Origin of the sequence: Prosthecodimorpha hirschii, assembly GCF_001305515.1 — a bacterium.
Classification (GTDB): domain Bacteria; phylum Pseudomonadota; class Alphaproteobacteria; order Rhizobiales; family Ancalomicrobiaceae; genus Prosthecodimorpha; species Prosthecodimorpha hirschii.
Genome location: NZ_LJYW01000001.1, coordinates 2,942,855 through 2,969,237, shown reverse-complemented (window position 1 = coordinate 2,969,237; position 26,383 = coordinate 2,942,855). Strand labels below are relative to the sequence as shown.

The 26,383-nt window shown below is 69.3% G+C and carries 23 protein-coding genes and 1 other RNA gene; 16 read left to right on the top strand and 8 right to left on the bottom strand.

From position 1 onward, the window contains the following. The first annotated feature begins 16 nt into the window (after positions 1 to 16). Genes ABB55_RS12945 through ABB55_RS12930 form a run of 4 tightly spaced genes read left to right on the top strand, consistent with a single transcriptional unit; the run spans position 17 to position 3,217 of the window. Complete coding sequence (locus tag ABB55_RS12945) at positions 17 to 313, top strand: (2Fe-2S)-binding protein (protein WP_054359176.1); 297 nt, start codon at positions 17 to 19, stop codon at positions 311 to 313. Next, on the top strand, positions 310 to 1,725 hold the full coding sequence (locus tag ABB55_RS12940) for an FAD/NAD(P)-dependent oxidoreductase (protein ID WP_054359175.1): 1,416 nt from the start codon (positions 310 to 312) through the stop codon (positions 1,723 to 1,725). Before ABB55_RS12945 ends, ABB55_RS12940 begins: the two co-directional genes overlap by 4 nt. Next, complete coding sequence (locus ABB55_RS12935; protein WP_054359174.1) at positions 1,725 to 2,840, top strand: NAD(P)/FAD-dependent oxidoreductase; 1,116 nt, start codon at positions 1,725 to 1,727, stop codon at positions 2,838 to 2,840. Before ABB55_RS12940 ends, ABB55_RS12935 begins: the two co-directional genes overlap by 1 nt. Before the next feature lie 29 nt (positions 2,841 to 2,869). After that, complete coding sequence (locus tag ABB55_RS12930; RefSeq protein WP_054359173.1) at positions 2,870 to 3,217, top strand: RidA family protein; 348 nt, start codon at positions 2,870 to 2,872, stop codon at positions 3,215 to 3,217. A 192-nt stretch (positions 3,218 to 3,409) separates the two neighbouring features. Here the strand turns inward: ABB55_RS12930 and ABB55_RS12925 are convergent, their stop codons facing one another. The 3 genes from ABB55_RS12925 to ABB55_RS12915 form a co-directional block, all read right to left on the bottom strand. Next, positions 3,410 to 4,072, bottom strand: coding sequence for a hypothetical protein (locus tag ABB55_RS12925; RefSeq protein ID WP_054359172.1), 663 nt, complete (start codon positions 4,070 to 4,072; stop codon positions 3,410 to 3,412). A gap of 324 nt (positions 4,073 to 4,396) precedes the next feature. Continuing rightward, positions 4,397 to 5,380: an NAD(+) diphosphatase gene (nudC, locus tag ABB55_RS12920; protein WP_054359171.1), complete on the bottom strand. Its 984-nt coding sequence runs from the start codon at positions 5,378 to 5,380 to the stop codon at positions 4,397 to 4,399. Between the two features lie 122 nt (positions 5,381 to 5,502). Continuing rightward, entirely contained in the window at positions 5,503 to 5,910 is a 408-nt protein-coding gene (locus ABB55_RS12915; protein WP_054359170.1) for an HIT domain-containing protein, read from the bottom strand. Positions 5,911 to 6,050: 140 nt separating this feature from the next. Here ABB55_RS12915 and ffs point away from each other — a divergent pair. The 3 genes from ffs to ABB55_RS12905 all read left to right on the top strand — a co-directional run bounded on the left by ffs (position 6,051) and on the right by ABB55_RS12905 (position 8,637). Next, positions 6,051 to 6,149: signal recognition particle sRNA small type (gene ffs / locus ABB55_RS28910), an RNA gene on the top strand. Positions 6,150 to 6,245: 96 nt separating this feature from the next. Further along, positions 6,246 to 8,261, top strand: a complete 2,016-nt coding sequence (locus ABB55_RS12910; protein WP_083463580.1) for a DNA polymerase III subunit gamma/tau — start codon at positions 6,246 to 6,248, stop codon at positions 8,259 to 8,261. 55 nt (positions 8,262 to 8,316) lie between these two features. Next, positions 8,317 to 8,637, top strand: coding sequence for a YbaB/EbfC family nucleoid-associated protein (locus tag ABB55_RS12905; protein WP_054359169.1), 321 nt, complete (start codon positions 8,317 to 8,319; stop codon positions 8,635 to 8,637). Positions 8,638 to 8,701: 64 nt separating this feature from the next. Here the strand turns inward: ABB55_RS12905 and ABB55_RS30340 are convergent, their stop codons facing one another. Further along, positions 8,702 to 8,878: a hypothetical protein gene (locus ABB55_RS30340; RefSeq protein WP_160321225.1), complete on the bottom strand. Its 177-nt coding sequence runs from the start codon at positions 8,876 to 8,878 to the stop codon at positions 8,702 to 8,704. A 137-nt stretch (positions 8,879 to 9,015) separates the two neighbouring features. Between ABB55_RS30340 and recR the strand changes: the two genes are divergently transcribed. After that, positions 9,016 to 9,636, top strand: a complete 621-nt coding sequence (gene recR, locus ABB55_RS12900) for a recombination mediator RecR (RefSeq protein WP_054362029.1) — start codon at positions 9,016 to 9,018, stop codon at positions 9,634 to 9,636. Positions 9,637 to 9,723: 87 nt separating this feature from the next. On the opposite strand, the gene ABB55_RS12895 is transcribed toward recR, so the two are convergent. Continuing rightward, the gene (locus ABB55_RS12895; protein ID WP_054359168.1) at positions 9,724 to 10,569 is read right to left on the bottom strand and encodes a peptidylprolyl isomerase; all 846 of its coding nucleotides are present in this window, start codon (positions 10,567 to 10,569) and stop codon (positions 9,724 to 9,726) included. 350 nt (positions 10,570 to 10,919) lie between these two features. On the opposite strand from ABB55_RS12895, the gene secA reads away from it, so the two are divergent. The 3 genes from secA (at position 10,920) to ABB55_RS12880 (ending at position 15,601) form a co-directional block, all read left to right on the top strand. Further along, a complete protein-coding gene (gene secA, locus ABB55_RS12890; RefSeq protein ID WP_054359167.1) occupies positions 10,920 to 13,598 on the top strand; it encodes a preprotein translocase subunit SecA in 2,679 nt (892 codons plus the stop codon). 408 nt (positions 13,599 to 14,006) lie between these two features. After that, the gene (locus tag ABB55_RS12885) at positions 14,007 to 14,498 is read left to right on the top strand and encodes a pilus assembly protein TadG-related protein (RefSeq protein WP_160321224.1); all 492 of its coding nucleotides are present in this window, start codon (positions 14,007 to 14,009) and stop codon (positions 14,496 to 14,498) included. A 185-nt stretch (positions 14,499 to 14,683) separates the two neighbouring features. Then, positions 14,684 to 15,601 (top strand): DUF3800 domain-containing protein, encoded by a 918-nt coding sequence (locus ABB55_RS12880; RefSeq protein ID WP_083463579.1) that lies wholly within the window; start codon positions 14,684 to 14,686, stop codon positions 15,599 to 15,601. 75 nt (positions 15,602 to 15,676) lie between these two features. On the opposite strand, the gene ubiG is transcribed toward ABB55_RS12880, so the two are convergent. After that, entirely contained in the window at positions 15,677 to 16,423 is a 747-nt protein-coding gene (gene ubiG, locus ABB55_RS12875; RefSeq protein WP_054359164.1) for a bifunctional 2-polyprenyl-6-hydroxyphenol methylase/3-demethylubiquinol 3-O-methyltransferase UbiG, read from the bottom strand. 126 nt (positions 16,424 to 16,549) lie between these two features. Beyond that, positions 16,550 to 17,566, bottom strand: coding sequence for a hypothetical protein (locus tag ABB55_RS12870; protein ID WP_054359163.1), 1,017 nt, complete (start codon positions 17,564 to 17,566; stop codon positions 16,550 to 16,552). A gap of 207 nt (positions 17,567 to 17,773) precedes the next feature. Here ABB55_RS12870 and ABB55_RS12865 point away from each other — a divergent pair, with 207 nt between their 5' ends. The 5 genes from ABB55_RS12865 (at position 17,774) to ABB55_RS12845 (ending at position 25,382) form a co-directional block, all read left to right on the top strand. Next, entirely contained in the window at positions 17,774 to 19,027 is a 1,254-nt protein-coding gene (locus ABB55_RS12865; protein WP_054359162.1) for an aspartate kinase, read from the top strand. Between the two features lie 81 nt (positions 19,028 to 19,108). Continuing rightward, positions 19,109 to 21,382, top strand: a complete 2,274-nt coding sequence (gene ptsP / locus ABB55_RS12860; RefSeq protein ID WP_054359161.1) for a phosphoenolpyruvate--protein phosphotransferase — start codon at positions 19,109 to 19,111, stop codon at positions 21,380 to 21,382. A gap of 60 nt (positions 21,383 to 21,442) precedes the next feature. After that, positions 21,443 to 22,516: a peptide chain release factor 1 gene (prfA, locus tag ABB55_RS12855; RefSeq protein ID WP_054359160.1), complete on the top strand. Its 1,074-nt coding sequence runs from the start codon at positions 21,443 to 21,445 to the stop codon at positions 22,514 to 22,516. A gap of 4 nt (positions 22,517 to 22,520) precedes the next feature. Further along, complete coding sequence (prmC, locus tag ABB55_RS12850) at positions 22,521 to 23,423, top strand: peptide chain release factor N(5)-glutamine methyltransferase (RefSeq protein WP_244472031.1); 903 nt, start codon at positions 22,521 to 22,523, stop codon at positions 23,421 to 23,423. Between the two features lie 723 nt (positions 23,424 to 24,146). Beyond that, entirely contained in the window at positions 24,147 to 25,382 is a 1,236-nt protein-coding gene (locus ABB55_RS12845) for a DUF4167 domain-containing protein (RefSeq protein ID WP_083463578.1), read from the top strand. Between the two features lie 179 nt (positions 25,383 to 25,561). Here the strand turns inward: ABB55_RS12845 and ABB55_RS12840 are convergent, their stop codons facing one another. Then, positions 25,562 to 26,350 carry an MOSC domain-containing protein gene (locus ABB55_RS12840; protein ID WP_054359158.1) on the bottom strand — a complete coding sequence of 263 codons (789 nt, stop codon included), beginning with the start codon at positions 26,348 to 26,350 and terminating at the stop codon, positions 25,562 to 25,564. Positions 26,351 to 26,383 lie beyond the last annotated feature (33 nt).

Genomic DNA, 26,383 nt, shown 5'->3' with positions numbered 1-26,383 from the left:
CGCCTCGGAGACAGCGATGTTCAAGCGATTGCAAGCGGATACGCGCAAACCCGTCGGGATCTTCGTCGACGGCACGGCGGTGACGGCGCGCGAGGGCGACACGGTTTCGGCTGCCCTTCTCGCCTCGGGGCTGGACGTGCGCCGGACAACGGCCGTCAGCGGCGCGCCGCGCCTGCCCTACTGCATGATGGGGGTCTGCTTCGACTGCCTGGTCACCGTCGACGGCACCGGCAACCGGCAGGGCTGCCTGATCACCGTGCGCGAGGGCATGCGCATCGAAATCCAGAAGGGCAAGAGGGAGATCGGCCGATGAGCGCCGGACCGACGCGTTCCGAATACGACGTCGTGGTCGTCGGGGCCGGCCCGGCCGGTCTCGCCGCGGCGGCGACCGCGGCGGGTGCGGGCCTTTCGACCCTGCTCCTCGACGAGAATGCCGGTCCGGGCGGCCAGGTCTGGCGCGCCATCGACACGACGCCGGTGCGTGCGCCGGATCTGCTCGGCCGCGACTACTGGGCGGGAGCCGGGCTGGTCGCGGAGGCGCGCGCCAGCGGCGCGGAGATCCTGCAGGGCGCCACGGTCTGGGGCCTCGATCGAAACCTCGAGGTCGCCGTCTCGATCGGCGGCGGCTCGCGCTTCGTCACCGCCCGCCGGGTCGTGCTGGCGACCGGCGCGCTCGAGCGGCCGTTTCCGATCCCGGGCTGGACGCTGCCCGGCGTGCTGACCGCCGGCGCCGCCCAGACGTTGCTCAAATCGTCCGGGCTCGTCCCCGAGGGCCGCACGGTGCTGGCCGGGCAGGGGCCGCTCCTGTGGCTGCTCGCCGCGCAGATCCTGCGCCTCGGCGGCGGCATCGATCTGATCCTCGACACTGCGGAGCGCGCCAATTGGCGCCAGGCCTGGCGGTACGCGCCGGGCTTTCTGTTCACGCCCTACTTTGCCAAGGGCCTCGCCCTGATGCGCGAGGTCAGGGCGAAGGTCCGCGTCGTCTCCGGCGTCACGGCCCTGTCGGCGGAAGGCGACGGCCGGGTCGAGCGGGTCGCCTACACGGCCGGCGGACGGCGCGAGACGGTTCCGGTCGATACGCTGCTGCTGCACCAGGGTGTGGTGCCGAACGTGAATCTGGCCATGGCGGCGGGCGTGAAGCACGCCTGGGATCCGATCCAGCTGTGCTGGGCGCCGGTGCTCGACGAGACGCTGGCGACCTCGGTGCCGGGCATCGCCATTGCGGGCGACGGCGCCGGCATCGGCGGGGCGCCGGCGGCCGTGGTACGCGGCCGCATCGCCGGGCTGGCCGCGGTCGAGGCGCTGGCGCCGACGGCCGTCCGGCGCGGACCCTCGATGGAGACCCTGCGGGTCGCGCGCGACCGGGCCGAGCGCGGGCGCCGCTTCCTCGATCTCCTGTTCCGGCCGTCCCGCGCGTTCCGCATCCCGGACGGCGACACCGTCGTGTGCCGCTGCGAGGAGGTGACGGCGCGCGACATCCGCGACGCGGTGGCGATCGGGGCGACCGGGCCGAACCAGCTGAAGGCCTATCGGCGCGCCGGCATGGGCCCGTGCCAGGGCCGGCTGTGCGGGCTGACCGTGACCGAACTGATGGCCGAGGCCCGCGGCATGACGCCGGAGGAGATCGGCTACTACCGCCTGCGGCCGCCGGTGAAGCCGATCACGCTCGCCGAACTGGCCGACATGCCACAGTCGGAATCGGCGGTGCGTGCGGTGGTGCGCTGATGACCGTGCGCCGCGACGCGATCATCGTCGGCGGCGGCATCCACGGCTGCTCGACCGCCCTGCATCTCGCCCTGCGCGGCTTCAGGCCGGTGCTGATCGAGAAGGACTATGCCGGCCGCCACGCCTCGGGCGTCAATGCCGGCGGCGTGCGCCAGCTCGCCCGGCATGTCGCCGAGATCCCGCTCTCGATCCGCTCCATGGATGTCTGGGAGGGGATCGAGGACCTGCTCGGCGACAGCTGCGGCTTCGAGAATGCCGGCCAGGTGCTGGTCGCCGAGGACGCGGCCGAGCTCGACGCCTGCCGGACCCGCGTCGCGGATCTGAACCTGCGCGGCTTCGACCATGAGGAATTGATCGATGCCGCCGAACTCCGGCGGCTGGTGCCGGCGGTGGCGGAGACCTGTCCGGGCGGAATCGTCTCGCGCCGCGACGGCGCCGCCGAACCGGCCCGCACCACCACGGCCTTCCGCCGCCGCGCCGAGTCGCTCGGCTGCCTGATCCGCGAAGGGGTTGCGGCGTCCAATGTCCGCCGCGAAGGCGGCCAGTGGCGGGTCGATGCCGGCGCGGAGACCTATGAGGCGCCCGTGCTGGTCAATGCCGCCGGAGCCTGGGCCGGCCGCATCGCCGCCGCGCTCGGCGAGCCGGTACCGGTCGAGACCGTGGCGCCGATGCTGATGATCACCTCGCGCGTGCCGGCCTTCATCCGCCCGGTCGTGATCCTGCGCGGCCGCAAGCTGTCCTTCAAGCAATTCGCCAACGGCACCGTGCTGATCGGCGGCGGTCATCTGGCCACGCCCTATCCGGACACCGGCGAGACCGTGCTCGACTGGCGCAAGCTGCAGGAGAGCGCCCGCACGGTGTTCGATCTCTTCCCGGTCATGCGCGGCGCCACCATCGTGCGCGCCTGGGCGGGCATCGAAGCGCGCACCCGCGACGACCTCCCGGTGTTCGGCCCGAGCGCCCGCCACGAGGGCCTCTTCCACCAGTTCGGCTTCTCGCTGCACGGCTTCCAGCTCGGCCCCGGCGCCGGCGCCGTCATGGCCGAGATGATCGCCACCGGCCACACCAACACCCCGATCGACGGTCTTCGCATCGACCGCTTCGCCCGGGCCTGACCGCAACCCTTCCCATCTTCGGAGAGATCATGACCATCACCCGCACCATCCGCACGCCGATCATGCACCGCGCCGTCGTCGCCAACGGCTTCGTCTTCGTCGGCGGCACGATCGCGGACGACACCAGCCTGTCGATGGGCGAGCAGACCCGCAACATCCTGGGCAAGATCGCCGGCTATCTGAAGGAGGCCGGCACCGACATGACGCGCGTCGTCTCCGCCTCGATTTTCGTCACGGATCTGTCGAAGAAGAAGGAGATGGACGCCGTCTGGACCGAGACCTTCGGCGACGACCTGCCGACCCGGGCGACCGTCGGGGTCGCCGATCTCGGCGGCGGCGCGCTGATCGAGGTGGTGGTCACGGCGCTGGCCGGCTGACGCGGGAGACGCCGGTCGCGCATCGCCGATCGCTCGCCGGCGCGACCGCGCCCGGCCGTCCGCCCGGGACCGACGGCCCTGCGCGATGACCGTCGGGCTTCCTTACGCGGATTTTTCAGGCCGCTGTCGGCCGCGCGCAAGCTGCGTCGTTTGAAAGGGCCCGGTCCGCTCCGGCGGGCCGGGCCGCCGGCCTCAATTGGCCGCGAAGCAGTAGAACAGGCCGGCGCCGCCGGTGCTCTTCAGGGCGTCCTGGCTGCAGCCGCCGCGCGAATTGTGCGACGAGTTCCAGCTCTTGGCCGCCGCCGACTCGTCGAGCCCGGTGCGGTCAGAGTGGCCGACCGTGGCGATGCCGTCGGCGCCGCTCTTGGTCCAGTTGCCGCAGGTGCGATCCTCGCCGGCCGCGAAGGCGGTCCCGTCGGGCTGCGTGCCGGTCAGCACGTCATGGGTGTTCGGCGTGTCGCCGCGGCCGTTGACCACCGTCCCCTTCTCGGTCAGCGCGGTCGCCTTGGTGATGCCGTTGGCGCTGCCATGCAGGTCTTCGACGCTCTTGGCGATCACCTCGCCCTTGGCGTTGACCCAGGGACCCTTGCCGATCCGGTCGCGCGCGTTGACGGCGCCGGCGCCTTGCGTCGACAGATAGGCGCGCCAGGTCTTGGCGCCCGCCCCGACCGCTGCCGCGAGCGCCTGACAATGCTTGTCGGCCCCCTCCAGACCGCCGAGATCGGCGCCCTTGCCGGCGCCCGTGCTGGTGACGAAAAACGACAGATTGCCCGACTGGGCCGCCGCCGGAGCGGTGCCGGCGAATGTGACCGTCGCCGCGATGGCAGCGGCTGCGATGAACGCGATGCCCTTCATGCTTCCCTCCATGGCATGCACGAGAGGGACGGGCCGCGTCGTCCGCGGGGTCATGACGCCGGCCACGATCGACCCGCCTGCCCCCAAAGACACGGAGCTCGACGCTGCGCCATCCGGCGGCTGCCGGTCTGCGCGATCGTCGGCTCCACGGCAGGCCTGGCCCCGCTCGGACCGGGTGTTTCGTTCTTGTCCCGGTGACGCAAGGCTAGGCACGCATCGCGATGTCGGCAAATGACAAGATGTTGACGCCGGGTTGGCTAGGGATCGCCCGCTGGCCCTGGCCCTGGCCCTGGCCCTGGCCCTGGCCCTGGCCCCCGGCCCCGGTCACGCACCCGCCCAGGCCCGGACCAGGTGCCAGGCGATGGCGTAGGGGTTGGCGGCGAAGAGGCCGTCCGGATGGGTGCGGTCGAGCATGGCGCGGGTCTCGGCGCGGGAGAACCAGCGGCAATCCTCCAGCTCCTCCTCGTCGCGGCGGATCTCGGTGGTGACCGCCTCGGCGAGGCAGCCGATCATCAGGGTGGAGACCATCGGCCAGGGCTGGCTGGCATGGTAGGTGACCCGGCCGACCTCGATGCCGGCCTCCTCCCAGGTCTCCCGGCGCACGGCGGCCTCGATCGTCTCGCCCGGCTCGATGAAGCCGGCGAGGCAGGAATACATGCCGGGGGCGAAGCGCGCCTGCCGGCCGAGCAGGCAGTTCTCGCCGTCGGTGACCATCATGATCGCGACCGGATCGGTGCGCGGGAAATGCTGCGCCCCGCAGGCCGGGCAGTCGCGCCGGTAGCCGGCGGCGGCGGGCCGCGAAGGCTGGCCGCAGCGCGAGCAGAAGCGGTGCGATTCGTGCCAGCCGAGCAGCGAGCGGGCCTGCGCGATCGCCCCCATCTCGTGGGCCGGCAAGACCCCTTGCATGGCCAGCGAGCGCAGGTCGATCAGCTTGAACGGGCCGCCCTCGCGCTCTTCGGCCTCGATCGCCTCGGGCGGCAGCCGGGTTTCGGCGGCGAACCACGGTGTCGCGCCGGGCAGGTCGGTGGCGAGGTCGGACCCGGTATCGAAGCCGAGCAGGATCGGGGCGGCGAGATCGGCGCCGAGCCTGTCGGCGACGACCCGGTCATGGGTGGCGGTCAGACGGCCCGCATCGCGCAAGGACACGACCGGTCGGTCGCCGGCATAGAGGATGAAGCGGGCATCCGGCACCGCCAGCTGGCGGGCGAACCAGTCCGCATCGCCGCGCTTCTCCGAGAGGCGGTCGAGACGGTTGCCGGCGAAACCGACCCGGGCGGAGGGCTCGTCGGCGAAAAACGGAAACGGCATGGAGGCCTCGTGGGGGGCGGTTCAGGGGATCGGTGGCAAGCGCGGGGATCGAAAGGGCAAGGGGTTTCCGGAAGCGGCCGGTTTGCGGGGCCCTTTGTGGCGGCGCCCGGCGCTGGCGGCCGTCAGGCCAACGCGGCGCGCAATTCGGCGATCAGGCGATCGCGCGCGGCCGGATCGTAGGGGCGGCGCTCGACCTTGCCCCAGACCGGCGCCGGCCAGGCCGGATCGGTCCGGAAGCGGGCGATGACATGGACATGGAGCTGGGCGACGACATTGCCGAGGGCGGCGACGTTGAGCTTGTCGCAGCCGGTGATCGTCCGCAGGGCGGTGGAGACCCGGGCGATCTCGTCCCACAGCCAGCCCTGGTCGTGGCGGGACAGGTCGACGATCTCGACTAGGTCCGGCTGGCGCGGCACCAGCACCACCCAGGGATAGTTGGCATCGATCAGCAGGCGCACGGAGGAGAGCGGCAGGTCGCAGATCGGCAGCGTGTCGGCATCGAGGCGGGGATCGAGCGTGAAGCCGGTCATGGCGGGTCCTGTCGGGCTGGCTGCCGGGCCTGTCGCGGAAGGCCGGTTCTGTGGATGGCGGGGCGGCCGATCGCAAGGGAGCGGCCGGGTCGAGATGTAGCCCTTGCAAGTCGCCGGTCAATCCATGATATGAGGACCCCGGGAGGTCGGCGGTGGACGTCGCCACTCGTCGATCTGGTCAGGTCCGGAAGGAAGCAGCCAAGGCGGGTCGGGCACGGGTCATCGTCCGGCCTCCCACCTCCTCGATTCGAGGTCGCCACGATTTGGGTCGCCCGCCGAGCGGCGGCCGGCCGGAACCGGCCGAGCGCCGGTTCCGCTGAACGCGCGGGTGCCGCATGGACGGTCTCTTCCCGACCGACAGCCTGCCCGAGACCGCCGGGCCGACCGATGCCGCGAAGCCGGGCGCCGCGAAGTCCGGCGCCTACCGGGTGCTCGCCCGCAAGTATCGTCCGCAGAGCTTCGACGACTTGATCGGCCAGGAGCCGATGGTGCGCACGCTCTCCAACGCCTTCGAGATCGGCCGCATCGCGCAGGCCTACATGCTGACCGGCGTGCGCGGGGTCGGCAAGACCACCACCGCCCGCATCCTGGCCCGCGCGCTCAACTACGAGATCCCGGGCCGGATCGAGAAGCCGACCATCCACATGCCGGAGCCGGGCGTGCACTGCCAGGCCATCATGGAGGGCCGGCATGTCGACGTGATGGAGATGGACGCCGCCTCGCATACCGGCATCGAGGACATCCGCGAGATCATCGAGGCCGTGCGCTACAAGCCGGCCACGGCGCGGATGAAGGTCTACATCGTGGACGAGGTCCACATGCTGTCCAACGCGGCCTTCAACGGTCTCCTGAAGACCCTGGAGGAGCCGCCCGAGCATGTGAAGTTCATCTTCGCGACCACCGAGATCCGCAAGGTGCCGGTGACCATCCTGTCGCGCTGCCAGCGCTTCGACCTGCGCCGCATCGAGGCCGGCGTGCTGACCGCCCATCTGCGCCGGATCGCCGAGGCCGAACAGGTCGGGATCGAGGACGAGGCGCTGCGCCTCGTCGCCCGCGCCGCGGAAGGCTCGGTGCGCGACAGCCTTTCGCTGCTCGACCAGGCCATCGCCCATGGCGAGGGGCAGATCACCGCCGACCAGATCCGCGAGATGCTCGGCCTCGCCGACCGCACCCGGGTGATCGACCTGTTCGGTCAGGTCATGCGCGGCGAGGTGGCGGCGGCGCTCCAGGAACTGGAGGCGCAATATGCGGTCGGCGCCGACCCGGCGACGGTGATCGCCGATCTGGCCGAATTCACCCATTTCGTCACCCGGCTGAAGCTGGTGCCGGGCGCGGCCGAGGACGGCGCGGCGACCGAGGCCGAGGTGACGCGCGGCCGCGACTATGCCGAGGGCTTGTCGCTGCGCGTGCTCGGGCGCGCCTGGCAGATGCTGCTGAAGGGCTTCGACGAGGTCAAGGCCGCGCCGAAGCCCCTGGCGGCGGCCGAGATGGTGATCGTCCGGCTCGCCTATGCGGCCGACCTGCCGACGCCGGACGAAGCGTTGAAGCTGCTGCGCGATGCGGGCGGCCCGGGCGCAGGGCCGTCCGGCGGCGGTGCGTCGGGACAGGGTGGCGGCGGGACGGGCGGTGGTCCGGCCCGCATGGCCGCAGGATCGCAAGGGCCTGGCGGCGGTGCCCTGACGGGGGTTCCGAGCGCATCGGGCGAGCCGCGCGCTGCCCCCCGGCTGGTCGCCTCGTCAGGCGCGATGGCCTCCGCGGTCCCGTCCCCGGCGGCCCCGTGGGAGGAGCCGCGCGCACCCGCCGCACAGCCGTCGCCGGCCCCAGCCCCAGCCCCGGTTGCCGCGGCGCCGGCCGGCGACATGCGGCCGCTCAACAGTCTCGAGGATATCGCTGCACTCGCCGCCGAGAAGCGCGATATCCGATTGAAGCTCGCCATCGAGCGGCAGATGCGGCCGGTGCGCATCGAGGATGGGCGGATCGAGTTCTCGCCGACACCCGAGGCGCCGAAGGATCTGGCCCAGGAACTGGGCCGCAAGCTCGGCGACTGGACCGGCCGGCGCTGGATGATCGCCATCTCGCGCGAGACCGGCGGGGCGACGGTCGCCGAGGAGCGGGAGGCGGCCCGCAACCGGCTGGTCACCGACGCCCGCGCCGATCCGCTGGTCGCCGCCGTGCTGAAGCGCTTCCCCGGCGCCATGATCGTCGACGTGCGCGTCCACAAGACGGCCGAAGAAGAGGCCGCCGCGGCGTCGGGCGCGCCGATCCTGCCGGCCGGGTCGGAGGACCTGCCGGCGGACGCCTATGTCGCGCCGGTCGACATGGACGATCCGGGCTGGGCGCCCGACGATTGACCGTCGGCCCCGGCCGACCCGCACCGACGCAACAACCCCAACCCGAGGAGTTCCGATGGACTTCCTGAAGATGATGAAGCAGGCCAAGGACATGCAGGCGCGGATGGCGGGCCTGCAGGATGAACTGGCCACGATCGAGGTGTCCGGCGCCTCCGGTGCGGGCCTCGTCACCGTCACGGTGTCCGGCAAGGGCGAGATGCGTTCGGTCAAGATCGACCCGTCGCTGCTGAAGCCGGAAGATGCGGAGATTCTTGAGGATCTGATCGTCGCGGCGCATCGCGACGCGCACGCCAAGGCGGAAGCGGCGATCGCCGCCAAGATGGCCGAACTGACCGGCGGCCTCGGCCTGCCGGCCGGCTTCAAGCTGCCGTTCTGACGGCGGCCCGGTCCGCTGGCGCCGGCCGGCTCGAACGGCGGCGCGGCGCGGAGCCTTCGGGCGGTCAGACGGTGCGGTCGAGCACGCGGCCGAGGCCGGAGGTGATCGGGGCCTTGGCGACCTCCTTCTCGACGACTTTCTCCTTGTCGTCCTTGCGCGTCTCGGAGGCCTGGCGATCGAGACGCGTGTTGCCGCCGAGATCGATGAAATGCTTCCGCTGCGCCTTGTCCACGCTGGTCATGCCGGTCCTCGCCCCTGTCTTGCGGCGGATCGTTGGACGGCATCCGTGAATCCCGACTTGCACGGATCGTTCAAAGTCTAGGCAATCTGGAAATTTCCGGGGAGGACTTGCGGCTCCCCGCCGACGAGGCCCATTCCATGTCGAAATCCATCGCCGGGCCGGAGATCGAGCGTCTGATCCAGCTGCTCGGCAAGCTGCCCGGGCTCGGCCCGCGTTCGGCGCGCCGCGCCGCCCTGACGCTCGTGAAGCGCAAGGAAGCCCTGCTGGCGCCGCTGGCGCGCGCCTGCACGGAGGTCAACGAAAAGGTCGGCGTCTGCACCGTCTGCGGCAATGTCGACACCGTCGATCCCTGCTCGATCTGCCGCGATCCGCGCCGCGACGACAGCACCATCGTGGTGGTCGAGGACGTCTCCGATCTCTGGGCGCTGGAACGCGCCGGCGCGATGGCGGCGCGCTATCACGTGCTCGGCGGGGTGATGTCGCCGCTCGACGGCATCGGTCCGGACGACCTGAACATCCGCAGCCTGATCGAACGCTGCCGGTCGGGCCGCGTCGGCGAGGTCATCCTGGCCGTCAACGCCACCGTCGAGGGCCAGACCACCGCGCACTACATCACCGGCGAGATCGCCGGCCTCAGGGCCGACGGGATCGACGTGACCGTGACCCGGCTGGCCCATGGCGTGCCGGTCGGCGGGGAACTCGACTATCTCGACGACGGCACCCTGGCGGCGGCCCTGAAGGCGCGCACGCGGTTCTGACCCCAGCGCCGGGCCGGTCAAAACAAAGCCGGCGCCGCGGGGGTGTCCGCGACGCCGGCCGGATAGGTTCGCAATCGGGCGGTCAGATCACTTCTTCGCGCCGAGAGCGGCCTCGTCGATGTCGACCTTGGCGGCCTTCTTCAGCTCGGTGAGCGCCTCGGAGAACTTCTCCTGGACGACCTGCTGGCGGAGCTGGTCCTTGACCTCGTCGAGGCCCGGCACCTTCTGCTTGCGCTTGTCCTCGACGCGGATGACATGGAAGCCGAACTGGGTCTTCACCGGGGCTTTGGTGAACTCGCCCGGCTTCAGCTCCTGCACGGCCTTGTCGAACTCGGCGACCATTTCGCCGGCGCCGAAATAGCCGAGATCGCCGCCTTCCTTGGCCGAACCCGGATCCTGCGACTTTTCGGTCGCGATCTTGGCGAAATCGCCGCCCTTGGCGATGTCGGCGATGATCGCGTCGGCCTCTTCCTTGGTCTTGACCAGGATGTGGCGGGCGCGGGTCTCCTCCGGCGGGGTGGTGCCGCCGACATACTTGTCGTAGGCCGCCTTCACATCTGCGTCAGTGACGGAACCGTCGACCTTGATCTTCACGAATTCGTTGATCAGCAGGCGCTGGCGCAGGTTCTCCAGCCGCTTCTTGAATTCGTCCGAGGCGCCGAGCCCGTCCTTGTCGGCCTGGCCGGCGAGGATCTGGATGTCGATCAGGCGGTCGAGCGCGGCGCGCCGGCGGGCGGGCTCCGGCAACTGCGCGAATTGCTGCGACATCTCGGCCATCACGGCGGCGAGATCAGACTCGGTGATCGCCTTGCCGTCGACGGTCGCGATCTTCTTGTCCTCCGCGGCCGCGGCGGGCGCCCATCCGGCCGACCCGATCACGGCCGCCGAGGCCAGAAGGGCGGCCAGGACCGCGATACGTGACGCTTTGATCATCGGAACTATCCTTCGATGGTTTCTTCGCCCCGATAGGGACCGATTGCGGCGGGGCCGTGAATTCGGGCCGGCACATTGGTGCAAAGCCGTGACGTTGACAACAGGGAGGCCCCCACTTATCTCTGCCGCGGCCCCCCGTGGCGCCGGGTTTCGGCTCGTCTTGCGACGGGCTGTCGCGGCCAGTCTCGCCGGCTCGCGCAGAGTCGCGAGGGCCGGTCGACGGCACGAGGGCTGTTCCGGACACGCGCGTTTTCCCTCGGTCGCATTTCCATGAAATCTTCCGGTCGCGCCGGACGGAGCCGATCAGGCGTTCCGGCGGCGTCGCGGACCGACAGTCAGGAAAGCCCTCCATGTTCGGGCTCGGAAATCTCGCCAAGAAGCTGTTCGGCTCCGCCAACGATCGCAAGGTGAAGGCCTATCGACCGCGGGTCGAGGCCATCAATGCCCTTGAGGCCGAGCTCGCGCTGCTGACCGACGACGAGCTCCGGGCTCGCACGGACAAGTTCCGCGCGGATCTGGCCGCCGGCACCAAGCTCGACGATCTCCTGGTGCCGGTCTATCTCAATGCCCTGACCGGCAAGGGCGTGCATGTCGTCACCGTCAACGACTATCTCGCCTCGCGCGACGCCGAATGGATGGGCCGGGTCTACCGCTTCCTCGGCCTGACCGTCGGCGTGATCGTGCATGGTCTCGACGACGAGCAGCGCAAGACCGCCTATGCCTGCGACGTCACTTACGGCACCAACAACGAGCTCGGCTTCGACTATCTGCGCGACAACATGAAGTACGAGGTCGGCCAGATGGTCCAGCGCGGCCATCACTATGCGATCGTCGACGAGGTCGACTCGATCCTGGTCGACGAGGCGCGCACGCCGCTGATCATCTCCGGCCCGCTCGACGACCGCTCCGAGCTCTACAACACCATCGACGCCTTCATTCCGCGGCTGACCGCCAAGGAAGACTACGAGATTGACGAGAAGCAGCGCACCGCCTCCTTCACCGAGGCCGGCATGGAGAAGCTGGAGCGGACGCTGGCCGAGGCCGGCCTGCTCAAGGGCGAGAACCTGTTCGACGTCGAGAACGTGACCGTCGTCCATCACGTCAATCAGGCGCTGCGCGCCCATTCGCTGTTCCAGCGCGACAAGGACTATATCGTCAAGAACGACGAGGTCGTGATCATCGACGAGTTCACCGGCCGCATGATGCCCGGCCGGCGCTATTCGGAAGGCCTGCACCAGGCGCTGGAGGCCAAGGAACACGTCAAGATCCAGCCCGAGAACCAGACGCTGGCTTCGATCACCTTCCAGAACTACTTCCGCATGTACGAGAAGCTCGGCGGCATGACCGGCACGGCCATGACCGAGGCGGACGAGTTCATGGACATCTACCGTCTGGAAGTGATCGACATCCCGACCAACCTGCCGGTCCAGCGCATCGACGACGACGACGAGGTCTATCGGACCAACGAGGAGAAGTACCGGGCGATCATCCGCCTGATCGAGGAATGCAAGGGGCGCGGCCAGCCGATCCTGGTCGGCACCACCTCGATCGAGAAGTCCGAACTGCTCGCCCATCTGCTGGTCAAGGCCGGTTTCCGCCAGGCCGACCCGACCGATCCGGCCGCCTTCCGCGATCTCTATGACGGCGATCAGAAGTCGACCACCGAGCGGGTGTTCACGGTTCTCAACGCCCGCTACCACGAGCAGGAAGCGGCGATCGTCGCCGAAGCCGGCATCCCGGGCGCGATCACGATCGCGACCAACATGGCCGGCCGCGGCACCGACATCCAGCTCGGCGGCAACGTCGACATGCGCGTGCGCTACGAATTGAAGGACATGGCCGAGGGTCCGGAACGGGACGCCGCGGTCGAGCGCATCAAGGCCGACGTGTCGCGGCTCAAGGACCAGGCGCTGAAGGCCGGCGGCCTGTTCGTGCTCGGCACCGAGCGCCACGAGAGCCGGCGCATCGACAACCAGCTGCGCGGCCGCTCCGGCCGCCAGGGCGATCCGGGTCATTCCAAGTTCTTCCTGTCGCTGCAGGACGACCTGATGCGCATCTTCGGCACCGACCGCATGGACGGGATGCTGCAGAAGCTCGGCCTCAAGGAAGACGAGGCGATCATCCATCCCTGGATCAACAAGGCGCTCGAAAAGGCCCAGCAGAAGGTCGAGGCGCGCAACTTCGACATCCGCAAGAACCTGCTCAAGTTCGACAACGTCATGAACGACCAGCGCCGGGTCGTGTTCGACCAGCGCGTCGAGCTGATGCAGGGCGAGTCGGTCCGCGAGACCACCGACGGCATGCGGCATGACGTGATCGCCGATCTGGTGCGCAAGCACATTCCCGAGAATGCCTATGCGGAACAGTGGGATGTGGCCGGCCTGAAGGCCGAGGTGCAGGAGCATCTCGGCCTCGATCTGCCGATCGAGGACTGGGCCAAGGAAGAGGGCATCGCCGACGAGGAGGTGCAGGACCGCCTGACCAAGGCGGCCGACGCGGTCATGGCCGACAAGCTCGAGCGCTTCGGCGAGGGCATGATGGCCTATGTCGAGAAGGCCGTGCTGCTGCAGACGCTCGATCATCTGTGGCGCGAGCACCTGGTCACGCTCGACCATCTGCGCCAGGTGATCGGCTTCCGCGGCTATGCCCAGCGCGATCCGCTGAACGAATACAAGACCGAGGCCTTCACGCTGTTCGAGGCCATGCTCAACGGCCTGCGCCGGGCCGTGACCGGGCAGCTGATGCGGGTCGAGATCGTCCAGCAGGAGCCTTCGGCCTTCCAGCAGCCGAGCCTGCCGCCGATGCAGGTGCATCACGTCGACGCGGCAACCGGTCGCGACGAGTTCGAGGGTGGCTACGGCCAGGCGCTGGCGCCGGCGGCGGCCGCACCCCAGGCGGTCGGCATCGACCCGAACGATCCCTCGACCTGGACGAATGTCAGCCGCAATGCCGCCTGTCCGTGCGGTTCCGGCAAGAAATACAAGCATTGCCACGGCGCCCTGAACGCCTCGGGCACCATGACGGCCTGACCGGTTTCGGGCGGAGGCCCGTGATGGCCGCCACCGGCCCGCAAGCGTTGCTTCCGACAACGCCCCGCACCCGTATGGTTGCGGGGTGTCTTTTTGGGCCGTGCCCGGGCCGGCCGCATCTGCCGGCGATCCGGCCGCGCCGGCCACCGGCCTCGAGCCGGGCGATTGCGGGATCAAAGCGTTTAGGCAGCATTTGATCGTTTTTGCGAGCGTCTCTTGTCGCTCATCCTGTCGACGACGTCACATTTTAACATATTAGACTTGCGCCGATATCGGTAAGAACTGCTTTGAACTTCGGTGGCACGGTACCCGTCAGAACAACGGATATGCGCCATGCGGAAATGCCGAAGCGTCCAACCGCCGATCCGCCCTGTCGCCCGCCTGGTGCGGCATCGGGGCGGCAATGTCGTGACCACCTTCGCGCTGTGCGCGCCGCTCATCATCGGGCTGTCGGGATACGTGGTCGACAAGGCGGTCTGGCAGGCGCAGCGGTTCGCCTTGCAGGATGTCGCGGACACCGCGTCGCTGGTGGCGGCCCGGACGCTCGCCACCGATCGCTCGCATTCGCCCGAGGCGCGTGTCGCCGCCGCCCAGGCCGATGCCGCCAGGACGGTCTTCGCCGCCCGCCCGGATCTCACGCCCAGCATCACCGTCTCCAGGGACGGCCGGACGGTGACCGTCGGGCTGGTCGAACGCGGCATGGTCAGTTTTGCCGGCGTCTTCGGTGCCCAGCCGGTAGACCTCGCGGTGACCGGGCATGCGATCGTCGATCGCAATGCCGAAACCGCCTGCCGCATCGACAAGTCCGCCGATCACGCTTGCCGGAGCACCGGCTCGATCGCGAACCTAGCCCCGCCCGAGCCGGCCGTTCTCATGCCTTTCGCGCGATTGGGGCCCTAATACCAACGGCCCAGGATGCTGACGCATCGGGCCGTTGAAGGAACGCGAATTTCTCATTTGCGTCAGAGGCATGAGAAATTCGCGTATCGAATACCGACGATCATTCCATGACCGTCGGTATAACAGGGGCGGCCTTCGTCTGCAGCCCCACCGCAATCCCGGGGAATTCCCCGTTGTGACGTGGAATGTGCATTGTCGACCGGACGTTGAGCGCGTTCACTCAACCGATGATCGACTCAACCTCACGTTCCCTCTTCAACCTCTATGTGGACGATTCCGGCACCCGTCATCCTGATCGAGTGCTGGTCGAAGCCCACAAGGGCGACTGGTTCGCCTTGGGCGGCGTTCTGTTGAAGGCGGACGACGAGGTGGAGGCCAGGCAACTCCATCAAGCCTTCTGTGCCCGCTGGGCGATCACGGTACCGTTGCATTCGGTCAAGATCAGGCACCGGAATGCCGAATTTGCGTGGCTGAAGTCCGCGCCGTCGGAGCGTGTCCAGGAATTCTACCAGGATCTTACCGACACGCTTCTGGCGATGCCGGTGCTCGGCCATGCCTGTGTCATCGATCGTCCGGGCTACAGGGCGCGATACTTCGAGCGTTATGGGCGGCAGAGATGGGACCTGTGCAAGACCGCCTTCTCGGTCCTTTGCGAGAGGGTCGCAAAATTCGCGGCACTGCACGATCGCCGCGTCAATATCTTCGTCGAGGAAAGCGATCCGCGGTCAGATCGGCTGATCCGGACCTATTTCAAGCATTTGCGGACAGAGGGAATGCCTTTCGGCAAGATGAACTCAAGCCACTACCAGCCGCTGGCGGTGAACGAGCTGGCCTACCGGCTGTTGGATCTCAAATTCAAGCGCAAGTCTTCGCCATTGATGCAGATCGCGGACCTCTATCTTTATCCGATCTGTCGCCGGCGGTACGATCCGCACTATTTCCCGGCCCGAGAGCTACGAAATTGCCGCAAACTGATCGACCAAAGTCTTGGGCCAGAGAAGATTTCTCATCTCGGCATCAAATATTCATGCTTCGATTCAGACAGCAAAAAGGGCCTCGTTTCCGAGACCCTTCAGCCAGCCTCCAAAGCGGAGACCTCCTAGGCATAGCCTGAAACCAGAGATAGTGGCTTCCCGGTTAATGTCAAGTTAACACTTGTCCGCTGCGGCTGAGCGTGCTCACCCCCGCTGCGCCAGCAGCATGTAGTTCACGTCGAGGTCGCGGGCGTTGCGGGACCAGCGGTCGCGCAGGGGGTCGTAGACCACGCCGACACGGTCGATCACCGTCAGGCCGGACGCCTCGATGTGACGGGAAAGCTCGGCGGGGGTCAGGAACTTGCGCCAGTCGTGGGTGCCGCGCGGCAGCCAGCGCAGCACATATTCGGCGCCGACGATGGCCAGCGCGTAGGATTTCAGGGTCCGGTTCAGCGTCGCCATGATGAGCAGGCCGCCGGGTCGGACCATGCCGGCCACGGTGCTGACGAACAGCCCGACATCGGCGACGTGTTCGACGATCTCCATGGCCAGCACGACATCGAAGGTCGCGCCGGAGGCCGCGAGATCCTCGGCGGTGGTCGCCCGGTAGTCGATGGCGAGCCCGGCCTCCGCGGCATGCAGCCGGGCGACCTCGATATTGGTCTCCGACGCGTCCGCGCCGACGACCGAAGCGCCGAGCCGGGCCATCGGCTCGGAGAGCAGGCCGCCGCCGCAGCCGATGTCGAGCAGGCTCAGCCCCGCGAAGGCGTCCGGCGCCTGGGCGTCGCGCCCGAAGCGGGCCGAGACCTCCTGCTTGATGTAGCCGAGCCGGACCGGGTTGAACTTGTGCAGCGGTCGGAACTTGCCGGCAGGATTCCACCACTCGGCGGCCATCGCCGAGAAGCGGCGGATCTCGGCATCGTCGACGGTGGAGGCGGGCGCTGCGCTCATGGTCTGTCCTTTCGGCTCGGCCGGGAGGGTAGTCCGCAAGCGGCCGGGGTCAAGGCGCTTGTCGCAGACGGCGGACCCGACCGCGGCGCGCTCCGCCGCCGAACCGCCACGGCCGTGGGACGCCGGTCAGATCACGCAGAAGCGCTCGATCGCCCGGATCGGCAGGCGGACATGCGCGGCGCGCCGGTCGGAGACGCCGTAGGTCAGCAGCAGCGCCTCCGCGTCGAGCGGCTGCAGGCCGCAGGCGAACTCGATGCCGCGGCGCTGGATGAAGAAGGGATCGCTCATCTCGACCAGGTCGAGCCGATCGTCGAGAAGCACGAACTGATGCAGGTAGTAGATCTTCCCGTTGGCGCGCCGTGGCGCCTGGTGGGCCAGGCTCAGATAGTGGCCGCGGAAGGGAATGAACGGCGTGCCGCCCCGGACGGGGAACTCCCGCCCGGCGGGCGCGGTGCCCTTGTGGGCGACGATGCGGCCGCCCTCGAAGCGATGCAGGCAGAGCGGCGCCAGGCTCTGGGCCAGGAACAGATCGTCGTCGGCGACGAGCGGCACCCAGTTCTTTTCGATCCGCGCGCCGCCGGGGGACGGGATCGGATGGAACTCCACGATCCGGCCGGCTTCGATCCGGACCAGGACCTGCTCGGCCCGGTACCGCGTCGCATCCAGCCAACGGACCCGGGCACCCAGGCCCCAGATCGCGCCGCGCCAGGCGAAGAGGCGGATGTCTTCGATCGCGCCGGCCTCCGGAGCCGCCTGAAGCAGGGAGTCGTCGAGCCGCTGCCGGTTTGCGACCTGTCCCTCGCGGTCGGTTTCGAACAGGACGTTGACGCTGGTCCGCTGCGACGGCTCCGGATGGATGTAGGTCCCGTCGTTCAGGCACAGGGTGTTGCAACTGCGGGCCAGCATCAGGAAGCCGGTCCGGGTGCCTATGGCGGCCGTGTTGAACAGCGGGAAGGGCTCGTCGCAGGGCAGATAGTGCGGCGCCATGTCGAACATGTCGCGAAGGACCGGCGTCGCGGCGACGATCGGCGCATTGGCCGCCGCCGCGGCTTCCCGGGCCGCGCGCTTCGCCGCCTTGCGGTCGGGCTTGTCCGGGGCCGGGGCGAAGAGGTTCAGGGCCGACCGGACCAGACGAAACCGCACCGAATCCCCCCGATGTCCCCGAACCGCACGGCGCGCACTGTAGCCGGGCGGGTGCACGCCGTTCCAGCCCGGATGACGTTGCAGCCCGGATGAGGGCGGGTTGCCCCGCATGTTGCGCCGCCCGGGCGGCTCCTGTATCAGCATCGCCGCGCCACGGACGCCGTCCGACAGCGTATCCGGTTCCGATCTTCGCGAAGTGACCTCCCCATGGCCCGTCTGGTGATGAAGTTCGGCGGCACGTCCGTCGCCAATATCGAGCGCATCCGGAACGTGGCGCGGCATGTCAAACGCGAGGTCGATGCCGGCCATCAGGTGGCCGTGGTGGTCTCCGCCATGTCCGGCGTGACCAATCAGCTGGTCGCCTACTGCAAGGAAGCCTCCGCGCTGCACGATGCGCGCGAATACGATGCGGTGGTGGCGTCGGGCGAACAGGTCACCTCCGGCCTGCTCGCCATCGTGCTGCAGGACATGGGCATCGAGGCGCGCTCCTGGCAGGGCTGGCAGATCCCGCTGAAGACCGACCGTCAGCACGGCGCGGCGCGGATCATGGAGATCGACGGCGAATTCCTGACCAGCCGCATCGCCGGCGGCCAGGTGGCCGTGATCGCCGGCTTCCAGGGCATCGCGCCCGACAACCGCATCGCCACGCTCGGCCGCGGCGGCTCCGACACCTCCGCGGTGGCGATCGCCGCCGCCATCAAGGCCGATCGCTGCGACATCTACACCGACGTGGACGGCGTCTATACGACCGACCCGCGCATGGTGCCGAAGGCCCGCCGCCTCGAAAAGATCGCCTTCGAGGAGATGCTCGAAATGGCCTCCCTCGGCGCCAAGGTGCTGCAGGTGCGCTCGGTCGAACTGGCCATGGTCAAGAAGGTCCGCACCTTCGTCCGGTCGAGCTTCGACGACCCCGCGGCGGTCGGCGTCGACCAGAACGGCAATCCCCCCGGCACCCTGATTTGCGACGAGGATGAGATCGTGGAAACCCAAGTCGTCACCGGCATCGCCTATTCCAAGGACGAGGCGCAGGTCTCGCTCAGGAACGTTGCCGACAAGCCGGGCGTTGCGGCCGCCGTGTTCGGTCCGCTCGCCGATGCGGGCATCAATGTCGACATGATCGTGCAGAACACCTCCGCCGACGGCTCGACCACCGACATCACCTTCACGGTGCCGAACGCCGATCACGACCGCGCGCGGGCGGTGCTCGATGCCGCCATGGCCAAGATCGGCGCCACCAACGTGCAGAGTTCGGGCGACGTGGTGAAGGTGTCGGTGATCGGCATCGGCATGCGCAGCCATGCCGGCGTCGCCGCCCAGTGCTTCCAGGCGCTCGCCTCCAAGGGCATCAACATCCGCGCGATCACCACCTCCGAGATCAAGATCTCTGTGCTGATCGACGCAGCCTATGCCGAACTGGCCGTTCGGACTTTGCATTCCGTCTACGGTCTCGATAAGCATTGAGGCAGAGGCGCGGAGCGTGATCCGCGCCGGGGGACCGTCCGGTCGGGCGGCCTCGCCACGAGATCAGGGAGGGAGCTGACGATGCGAGGGTCCCTCGCGGCGCCGCGCGTGCTGCTCCGCCGCCTGCGCGAGGTGATGGCTGAGCCCATCAGCGCGCAGGAGCGTCTCGACAAGATCGTCGAGCAGATCGCCAACAACATGGTGGCCGAGGTCTGCTCGGTCTATGTGCTGCGCGCCGACGAGACGCTGGAGCTCTACGCCACCGTCGGCCTGAAGCGCGAGGCGGTGCACCATACCGCCCTCAAGGTCGGCGAAGGCCTGGTCGGCCTGATCGCCGCCGAGGCCCGCTTCCTCAACCTCGCCAACGCGCAGGTCCATCCGGCCTTCGCCTACAAGCCCGAGACCGGCGAGGAGATGTACAACGCCTTCCTGGGCGTGCCGATCCTGCGTGCCGGCCGGACTCTCGGCGTGCTCGTCGTCCAGAACAAGTCCCACCGGACCTACATGGACGAGGAGGTCGAAGCCCTCCAGACCATCTCGATGATCATCGCCGAGATGATCGCGGCCGGCGGCCTCGAACCGCTCGCCCGGGTTTCCGGCGGCGCGCTCGACCTGCGCCGGCCGATGCAGCTCGAAGGCGTCGGCCTGTGCGACGGCGTCGCGCTCGGCCATGCCGTGCTGCACGAGCCGCGCGTGGTCGTCTCCGCGCTGATCGCCGACGATCCGAACCGGGAACTGGCCCGGCTGGAAGCCGCCATCGAGAAGCTGCGCATCTCGGTCGACGACCTGATCTCGCGCTCCGAGGTGGCGACGCCCGGCGAGCATCTCGACGTGCTCGAAGCCTATCGGATGTTCGCCTACGACCGCGGCTGGGTGCGCAAGATGGAGGAGGCCGTGCGCAACGGCCTGACCGCCGAGGCCGCCGTCGAGAAGGTCCAGTCGGACACCCGCGCGCGCATGCTGCGCCAGACCGACCCCTATCTGCGCGACCGTCTGCACGATTTCGACGCACTCGCCAACCGGCTGCTGCGGGAACTGATGGGCCGGCCGCACGGACCGACCGCCGGCATCCTGCCCAAGGACGCGATCGTCGTCGCGCGCAGCATGGGTGCGGCCGAGCTGTTCGACTACGACCGCGAGCGCCTGCGCGGCGTCGTGCTGGAGGAGGGCGCCACCACCAGCCATGTCGCCATCGTGGCGCGCGCGCTCGGCATTGCGGTGGTCGGCCAGCTGAGCGGGGTGGTCTCGCTGGTCGAGGTCGGCGACGCCATGATCGTCGACGGCGAAGCCGGGCTGGTGCATCTGCGCCCGCCGGCCGATGTCGAGCATGCCTATGCCGAGAAGGTGCGCTTCCGCGCCCGCCGGCAGGCGCAGTACCGGCGGCTGCGCTCGCGGCCGGCGATGACCAAGGACGGCACCGACGTCCAGATGCTGCTCAATGCCGGCCTCCTGGTCGACCTGCCACATCTCGACGAATCCGGGGCGGCCGGCATCGGCCTGTTCCGCACCGAGCTGCAGTTCATGGTCGCCTCCTCGTTCCCGAAGATGAGCGAGCAGGAGCAGCTCTACCGTCAGGTGCTGGTCGCCGCCGGCGACCGGCCGGTCACCTTCCGCTCGCTCGATATCGGCGGCGACAAGGTGCTGCCCTATGTGCGGGCGCTCGAGGAGGAGGAGAACCCGGCCATGGGCTGGCGTGCGATCCGCCTCGGCCTCGACCGGCCGGGCCTGCTGCGCACCCAGATCCGCGCGCTCCTCAAGGCGGCCGGCGATCGCGAACTGCGCCTGATGTTCCCGATGGTCACCGAGGTCGGCGAGTTCCTGCGGGCGCAGGCCATGGTCGAGCGCGAGAAGACCTTCCTCAAGCGCCACGGCCATGCTCTGCCGGCGTCCGTGAAGCTCGGCGTCATGATCGAGGTGCCGTCGCTGGTCTTCCAACTCGACGAACTGTTCCGCGTCGTGCATTTCGCCTCGGTCGGTTCCAACGACCTGATGCAGTTCACCATGGCGTCGGACCGCGGCAATACCCGTGTCGCCTCGCGCTACGATCCCTTGTCGCTGCCCTTCCTGCGCATGCTGAAGATCATCGCCGACAAGGCGGCCGAGCATCACGTGCCGATCACGCTGTGCGGCGAACTGGCCGGGCGGCCGCTTGAGGCGCTCGCCCTGCTGGCGCTCGGCTACCGTTCGATTTCGATGGCGCCGGCCTCGATCGGCCCGGTCAAGGCCATGGTGCTGGAATCCGATCTGTCGCGCCTGAGGGCGCGCTTCCTGAGCCGGCTGGAACCGGGCCGCCCGCCCGGCGATCTGCGCCATTTCCTGCGCGGCTATTCGGAGGAACAGGGCATCCCGGTCTAGCGGGCCTTCCTGCCCATCCGCCCGCTCGCCCGCGCCCCGTGTTCCCGTTCCCGGCCAGACATGCTCCCTCGCGACAAACTCGATCAGTTGCTCGACCGCTTCGCCGTCCTGGAAGCCCGCATGGCGGGCGGGACGGATTCCGACAGCTATGTCCAGCTTGCCAAGGACTATGCCGAACTCCAGCCGGTCGTCGCCAAGGTGCGCGCGCTGATCGCCGCGGAGGCCGAGCGCGCGGGCATCGACGAGCTGATCGCCGACCCGGACACCGACCCCGAGATGCGCGCTATGGCGGAGGCCGAGCGGGCGGATGCGGCGGCGGCCGTCGAGGCCCTGGAGCGGGAGGTCGCCGTGCTGCTCCTGCCCAAGGACGCGGCCGACGAGATGAGCGCGATCCTGGAGGTGCGCGCCGGCACCGGCGGCGACGAGGCGGCGCTCTTCGCCGGCGATCTCTTCCGCATGTATGAGCGCCATGCCGCCCTGCACGGCTGGAAGGTCGAGGTGCTTTCGGCGAGCGAAGGCGAAATGGGCGGCTACAAGGAGATCGTCGCCTCGATCACCGGCCGGGGCGTGTTCGCGCGGCTGAAGTTCGAATCGGGCGTGCATCGCGTCCAGCGCGTCCCGGCGACCGAATCGAGCGGCCGCATCCATACCTCCGCGGCCACCGTCGCGGTGCTGCCGGAGGCCGAGGATGTCGACGTCGAGATCAACGACGCCGATCTGCGCATCGACTATTTCCGCGCCTCCGGGGCCGGCGGCCAGCATGTCAACAAGACCGAGAGCGCGGTCCGGATCACCCACATCCCGACCGGCGTGGTGGTCGCCATGCAGGACGAGCGCTCCCAGCACCAGAACAAGGCCAAGGCCATGAAGCTGGTGCGGGCACGCATCTACGAGGCGGAGCGCGAGCGGGCGGCCGCCGCGCGGGCCGAGTCCCGCAAGAGCCAGGTCGGCTCCGGCGATCGGTCCGAACGCATCCGGACCTACAATTTCGGCCAGGGCCGGGTGACCGACCACCGCATCAACCTGACCCTCTACAAGCTACCGGAAATCCTCACCGGCGAGGCGCTCGACGAGGTGATCGACCCGCTGGTGACCGAGCATCAGGCGAGTCTGCTCGCCGCCGACCAGGGTTGAGTCCGTGTCCGGCGACGCCGCTCCCGCCGCTCCGCCGGTCGAGGTCGCGGCCGGGATGCGTCTCGATGCGGCGGTGCTGGCCCTGCGTCGGGCCTTCGCGGCGGCGGGGCTGGAGACGCCGGATCTCGATGCCCGTCTGATCGCCCGCGGTCTGCTCGATCTCGATCTGACCGGCCTGATCCGCGCCGCGGACCGGCCCCTCACCGCGGCGGAAGCGGTTGCGCTGGCCGAGCTGGCGGGTCGTCGGATCGCCGGGGTGCCGGTCGCGCGGCTGTTCGGCGAGCAGGAGTTCTGGGGCCTGCCGTTCCGGCTCGGACCCGACACCCTGGTGCCGCGCCCGGATACCGAGACGCTGGTCGCCGTCGCGCTCGATCTGCTGCGGCGGTCCGGCACCCCGGCGCCGGTCGTCGCCGATCTCGGCACCGGCTCCGGCGCCGTCCTGGCCGCGATCCTGACGGACTGTCCCGGGGCCTTCGGCATCGGCACCGATCTGGCGGCAGGCGCCCTGGCGGTCGCGGCCGGCAATCTCGCCGTGCTCGGTCTCGCCGGCCGCGCCGCCCTGGTGCGCGGGTCGTTCGCCGACGCCCTCGCGCCGTGCCGCTTCGACCTGATCGTCTCGAACCCGCCCTATATCGTGCGCGCGGTGATCGCCGGCCTGGCACCCGAGGTCCGATTGCACGATCCGCTTCTGGCGCTCGACGGCGGCGAGGACGGGCTCGACGCCTATCGCGCTCTGGTGGCTCGCGCGGCGGCGTCCCTGGTCCCGGGTGCGGCGCTTGCGGTCGAGATCGGCTACGACCAGGGCCGCAGCGTGCCGGATCTGTTCGCGCGGGCCGGCCTGACCCGAATCACGGTCGTTGCGGATGCGGGTGGAAACGACCGCGTCGTCGTCGGGTTCGCGGCGTGACGGGTCCCGCGCCGTTGCGTCGGCCGAATGGCGGTCGCATCTCGCTGGAAACGGCCGGATTTCCGGCCATGGCGTTGAAAATAGCCCTTGGAAAATCACGCGGGAGCCGCTAGGTTCACTCGCGCCGATACGCAACACCGGCGAACGGTTCACCGCATTCTCTACGGATCAGCGACTTTCCGGGCTGCCTCTTCTGAAGGTTTCTCGGGGGTGCAGCGAGGGACATGCTCCGTAAGCGGTGTGTAGAGCGCAGGTCGCCGTTGGATCGACCGAAGTGGATCGACCGGATCTCGTCGAAAGATATGCCCAGGTTCGGACTGCTTCCGGGACGCGTTCCGTCATGGATGCTCGTCTCGCACCGGCTGGCCTCGGGTCACCGGATTTCGGTCGCCGGAGGCATCGTATCGATATCGGATCGACGTTTCGGCCATGGCACCGGCCGGCGGCGAAAGAAGCGATCGGCAGAGCGCCGATCATGACAAGGCCGACCGCGGATCGAACGATCGCAATTCCTGGTGTCGCCTGTGCGATGGCCAGGATCGCGAGAGCTGCGAAGCGGCGGATGGAATGGCCGGCCGATGCGCCTGCCGAAAGTCGTACCCGTAAGGCCCGGCCGACCCTCGCGTGGCGGCTTGGTCCATCCCGTCCGATCTCGGAACATTTGCGAGATCTCATGCGGGCGGCGGGACCCTACTCTCAGTTCCCGGACGAGACCACGGTCAGATGAGACAAGGAAATCCAAAGCAGAGGATGCGGGGGCGGGGCAACAATAGCAACAACAGCAACCGCAAAGGCCCCAACCCGCTGACGCGGAGCTATGAGTCCAACGGTCCGGACGTGAAGGTCCGTGGCACGGCTCTGCATATCGCCGAAAAGTATGTCGCGCTGTCGCGCGACGCATCGGCAAGTGGCGACCGGGTGCTGGCCGAAAACTACATGCAGCACGCCGAGCACTACTATCGGATCATTGCAGCCGCGCAGGCGCAGCTGCAGCAGCCGATCACGATCATGCGCACCGACATCCAGTCCGAGGACGAGGACTACGAGGATGACGTGGATACCAGCGCGGACTTCCGTCCGACGCCGGCCGTGATCGAGCAGCCGCAACCCTATGTCGAGGATCTCGCGTCCCAGCCGCAGCCGGTGCTGCCGGAGCGGGCGCCCTACCAGCCGCGCGAGATGCGCGACGGCAATCGCGACCGCGACGGCCGCGAGCGGGACGGGCGCGATCGCGACGGCAACCGGGACCGGTTCGGCGACCGCCAGCGCCACAATGGCAGCGGCCGTCCGTATCGCGATCGCAACGATCGCGGCCCCGATCAGCGCGGCGAGCGTGGCCCGGACATGCGCGGCGAGCGCGGTCCGGATCAGCGCGGCGAGCGGGGTCCCGACCAGCGCGCCGAGCGCGGTCCCGACATGCGCGGCGAGCGTCCGGAAGGCCGCTACGAGCGGCAGGATCGGCCGGACCGTGGCCAGCAGCGCCCCTACGAACCGCGCTTCGAGGATCGCGAAGGCCGTCCGCCGCGCGAGAACCGGGAGCCGCGCGAATTCCGGGGCGACCGCGAGCCGCGCGAGAACCGCGAGCCGCGCGACTATCGCGAACCGCGCGCCGAGCGCCGCCCGGAACCGGCCTACGAGCCGCGCGCCGAGCGTCACGAGCAGCCGGTGATCGAGGAACGGGCGATCGAGCCCGTGGCGGCTCCGGTCGTGGCCGCTCCGGTGGCCGTGGCTCCGGTCGTGTCGGCGCCGGCGGTCGAGCCGGTCAGCGATCTGCCGCCCTTCATCACCGGGGCGCCGCGCGAAGCGGAAGCGCCGGTCAAGAAGCGCCGCCCCCGCGCCGCCGCTGCGGCTCCGGCCGCCGAGGCGACACCCGCCGCCGCTCCGGCGGCGCCGCGCACGCGGACCCGCAAGGCCGTCGCCGTGGAAGCGGCGCCCGAGCCGACCGGGGCCGACGACTGACCCTTTCGCGCACAGCGAAGTTCGACATGAGACGGGGCCCGGATCGCACGATCCGGGCCCCGTTCGTTTTCGGTCCCGCCCCATGCCGGGCCTTGGGCCGCCGGCACCACGATCGTGGCCGGCCGGTCGATACCGCACGGGCCCACACGGGCCCGCACGGGACGTTGTGGTCCGTCCGCTCAGAACGGCAGGTCGCCGGTCCGCTGCGGCAGGTCCGCCGCCAGCCTGTCGCCGACCGACAGCGCGCCGCCGCGCGTGACGCGGACATAGATGCCGAAATCGGTATGGCCGTAGAGGCCCATCAGGCTGCGTGGGAGGGTCATGTCGCGCTCGCCGGTCGTCGGGTCGACATTGGTGGCCGCGCAGCGCTCTGTCCGCTTGACGCCCTCGAAGGCGACGCCCGGGCCGGCGATGGTCCGGCCGACCAGATCGAATTCCGACCAGGCCGGCAGGCCTTCGACATAGAGATTGGCGCGGAAGCGCAAGGGGTCGACCGGCCGGCCGAGCTGGCGCTCCAGGTCGCGCAGGCTGTCCAGATTGACGAGGTGCAGCACCTTGGCGGCGACGTCCGAGAAGCTGTGGCCCGGAGCCGCCAGGATGCGCGGCGCCCCGCGCAGCTCGTCCGCGAAGCGCCCGGCCAGGAACGTTTCGACGGCCGCACGGCCGTCCGGCGTATCGAGCCGGCCTTCGGCCTGCAGGACGCCGTCCTCCAGGATGGTGAAATGCCGGCTCTCGGGATCGAAACGGGTGCTGAGCCGCGCCACGCCGGCATTCTTCATCAGCATCAGGAAGCGGATCTTGGGGAAATAGCTCGGGCTTGCCGGATCGAAGCCAGAGGCGCCGTTCTCGACCGCGAAGGCGCGATCCCACGGCACGGTCATGCCGGGGGCGAGATCGGTGCGGTCGAGCGCTTCGGGCGAGAAGCCCTTGACCGGATAGCGGTAGAGGCCGGCGACGCGGATCTCCATGGGGCGGCTCCCGAGTTTCGATCCGTCCGGGTA

Bases quoted from the DNA above. Each gene is read 5' to 3' on its own strand.
- ABB55_RS12845 (WP_083463578.1), top strand. From the start codon at position 24,147: ATGAGACAAGGAAATCCAAAGCAGAGGATGCGGGGGCGGGGCAACAAT.
- ABB55_RS12910 (WP_083463580.1), top strand. From the start codon at position 6,246: ATGGACGGTCTCTTCCCGACCGACAGCCTGCCCGAGACCGCCGGGCCG.
- ABB55_RS12880 (WP_083463579.1), top strand. From the start codon at position 14,684: ATGTGCATTGTCGACCGGACGTTGAGCGCGTTCACTCAACCGATGATC.
- ABB55_RS12895 (WP_054359168.1), bottom strand. From the start codon at position 10,569: ATGATCAAAGCGTCACGTATCGCGGTCCTGGCCGCCCTTCTGGCCTCG.
- ubiG (WP_054359164.1), bottom strand. From the start codon at position 16,423: ATGAGCGCAGCGCCCGCCTCCACCGTCGACGATGCCGAGATCCGCCGC.
- secA (WP_054359167.1), top strand. From the start codon at position 10,920: ATGTTCGGGCTCGGAAATCTCGCCAAGAAGCTGTTCGGCTCCGCCAAC.
- ABB55_RS12925 (WP_054359172.1), bottom strand. From the start codon at position 4,072: ATGAAGGGCATCGCGTTCATCGCAGCCGCTGCCATCGCGGCGACGGTC.
- ABB55_RS12940 (WP_054359175.1), top strand. From the start codon at position 310: ATGAGCGCCGGACCGACGCGTTCCGAATACGACGTCGTGGTCGTCGGG.
- ABB55_RS12840 (WP_054359158.1), bottom strand. From the start codon at position 26,350: ATGGAGATCCGCGTCGCCGGCCTCTACCGCTATCCGGTCAAGGGCTTC.
- prfA (WP_054359160.1), top strand. From the start codon at position 21,443: ATGCTCCCTCGCGACAAACTCGATCAGTTGCTCGACCGCTTCGCCGTC.
- nudC (WP_054359171.1), bottom strand. From the start codon at position 5,380: ATGCCGTTTCCGTTTTTCGCCGACGAGCCCTCCGCCCGGGTCGGTTTC.
- ABB55_RS30340 (WP_160321225.1), bottom strand. From the start codon at position 8,878: ATGACCAGCGTGGACAAGGCGCAGCGGAAGCATTTCATCGATCTCGGC.
- recR (WP_054362029.1), top strand. From the start codon at position 9,016: ATGTCGAAATCCATCGCCGGGCCGGAGATCGAGCGTCTGATCCAGCTG.
- ABB55_RS12865 (WP_054359162.1), top strand. From the start codon at position 17,774: ATGGCCCGTCTGGTGATGAAGTTCGGCGGCACGTCCGTCGCCAATATC.
- ABB55_RS12945 (WP_054359176.1), top strand. From the start codon at position 17: ATGTTCAAGCGATTGCAAGCGGATACGCGCAAACCCGTCGGGATCTTC.
- ABB55_RS12905 (WP_054359169.1), top strand. From the start codon at position 8,317: ATGGACTTCCTGAAGATGATGAAGCAGGCCAAGGACATGCAGGCGCGG.
- ABB55_RS12930 (WP_054359173.1), top strand. From the start codon at position 2,870: ATGACCATCACCCGCACCATCCGCACGCCGATCATGCACCGCGCCGTC.
- ABB55_RS12935 (WP_054359174.1), top strand. From the start codon at position 1,725: ATGACCGTGCGCCGCGACGCGATCATCGTCGGCGGCGGCATCCACGGC.
- ABB55_RS12915 (WP_054359170.1), bottom strand. From the start codon at position 5,910: ATGACCGGCTTCACGCTCGATCCCCGCCTCGATGCCGACACGCTGCCG.
- ptsP (WP_054359161.1), top strand. From the start codon at position 19,109: ATGCGAGGGTCCCTCGCGGCGCCGCGCGTGCTGCTCCGCCGCCTGCGC.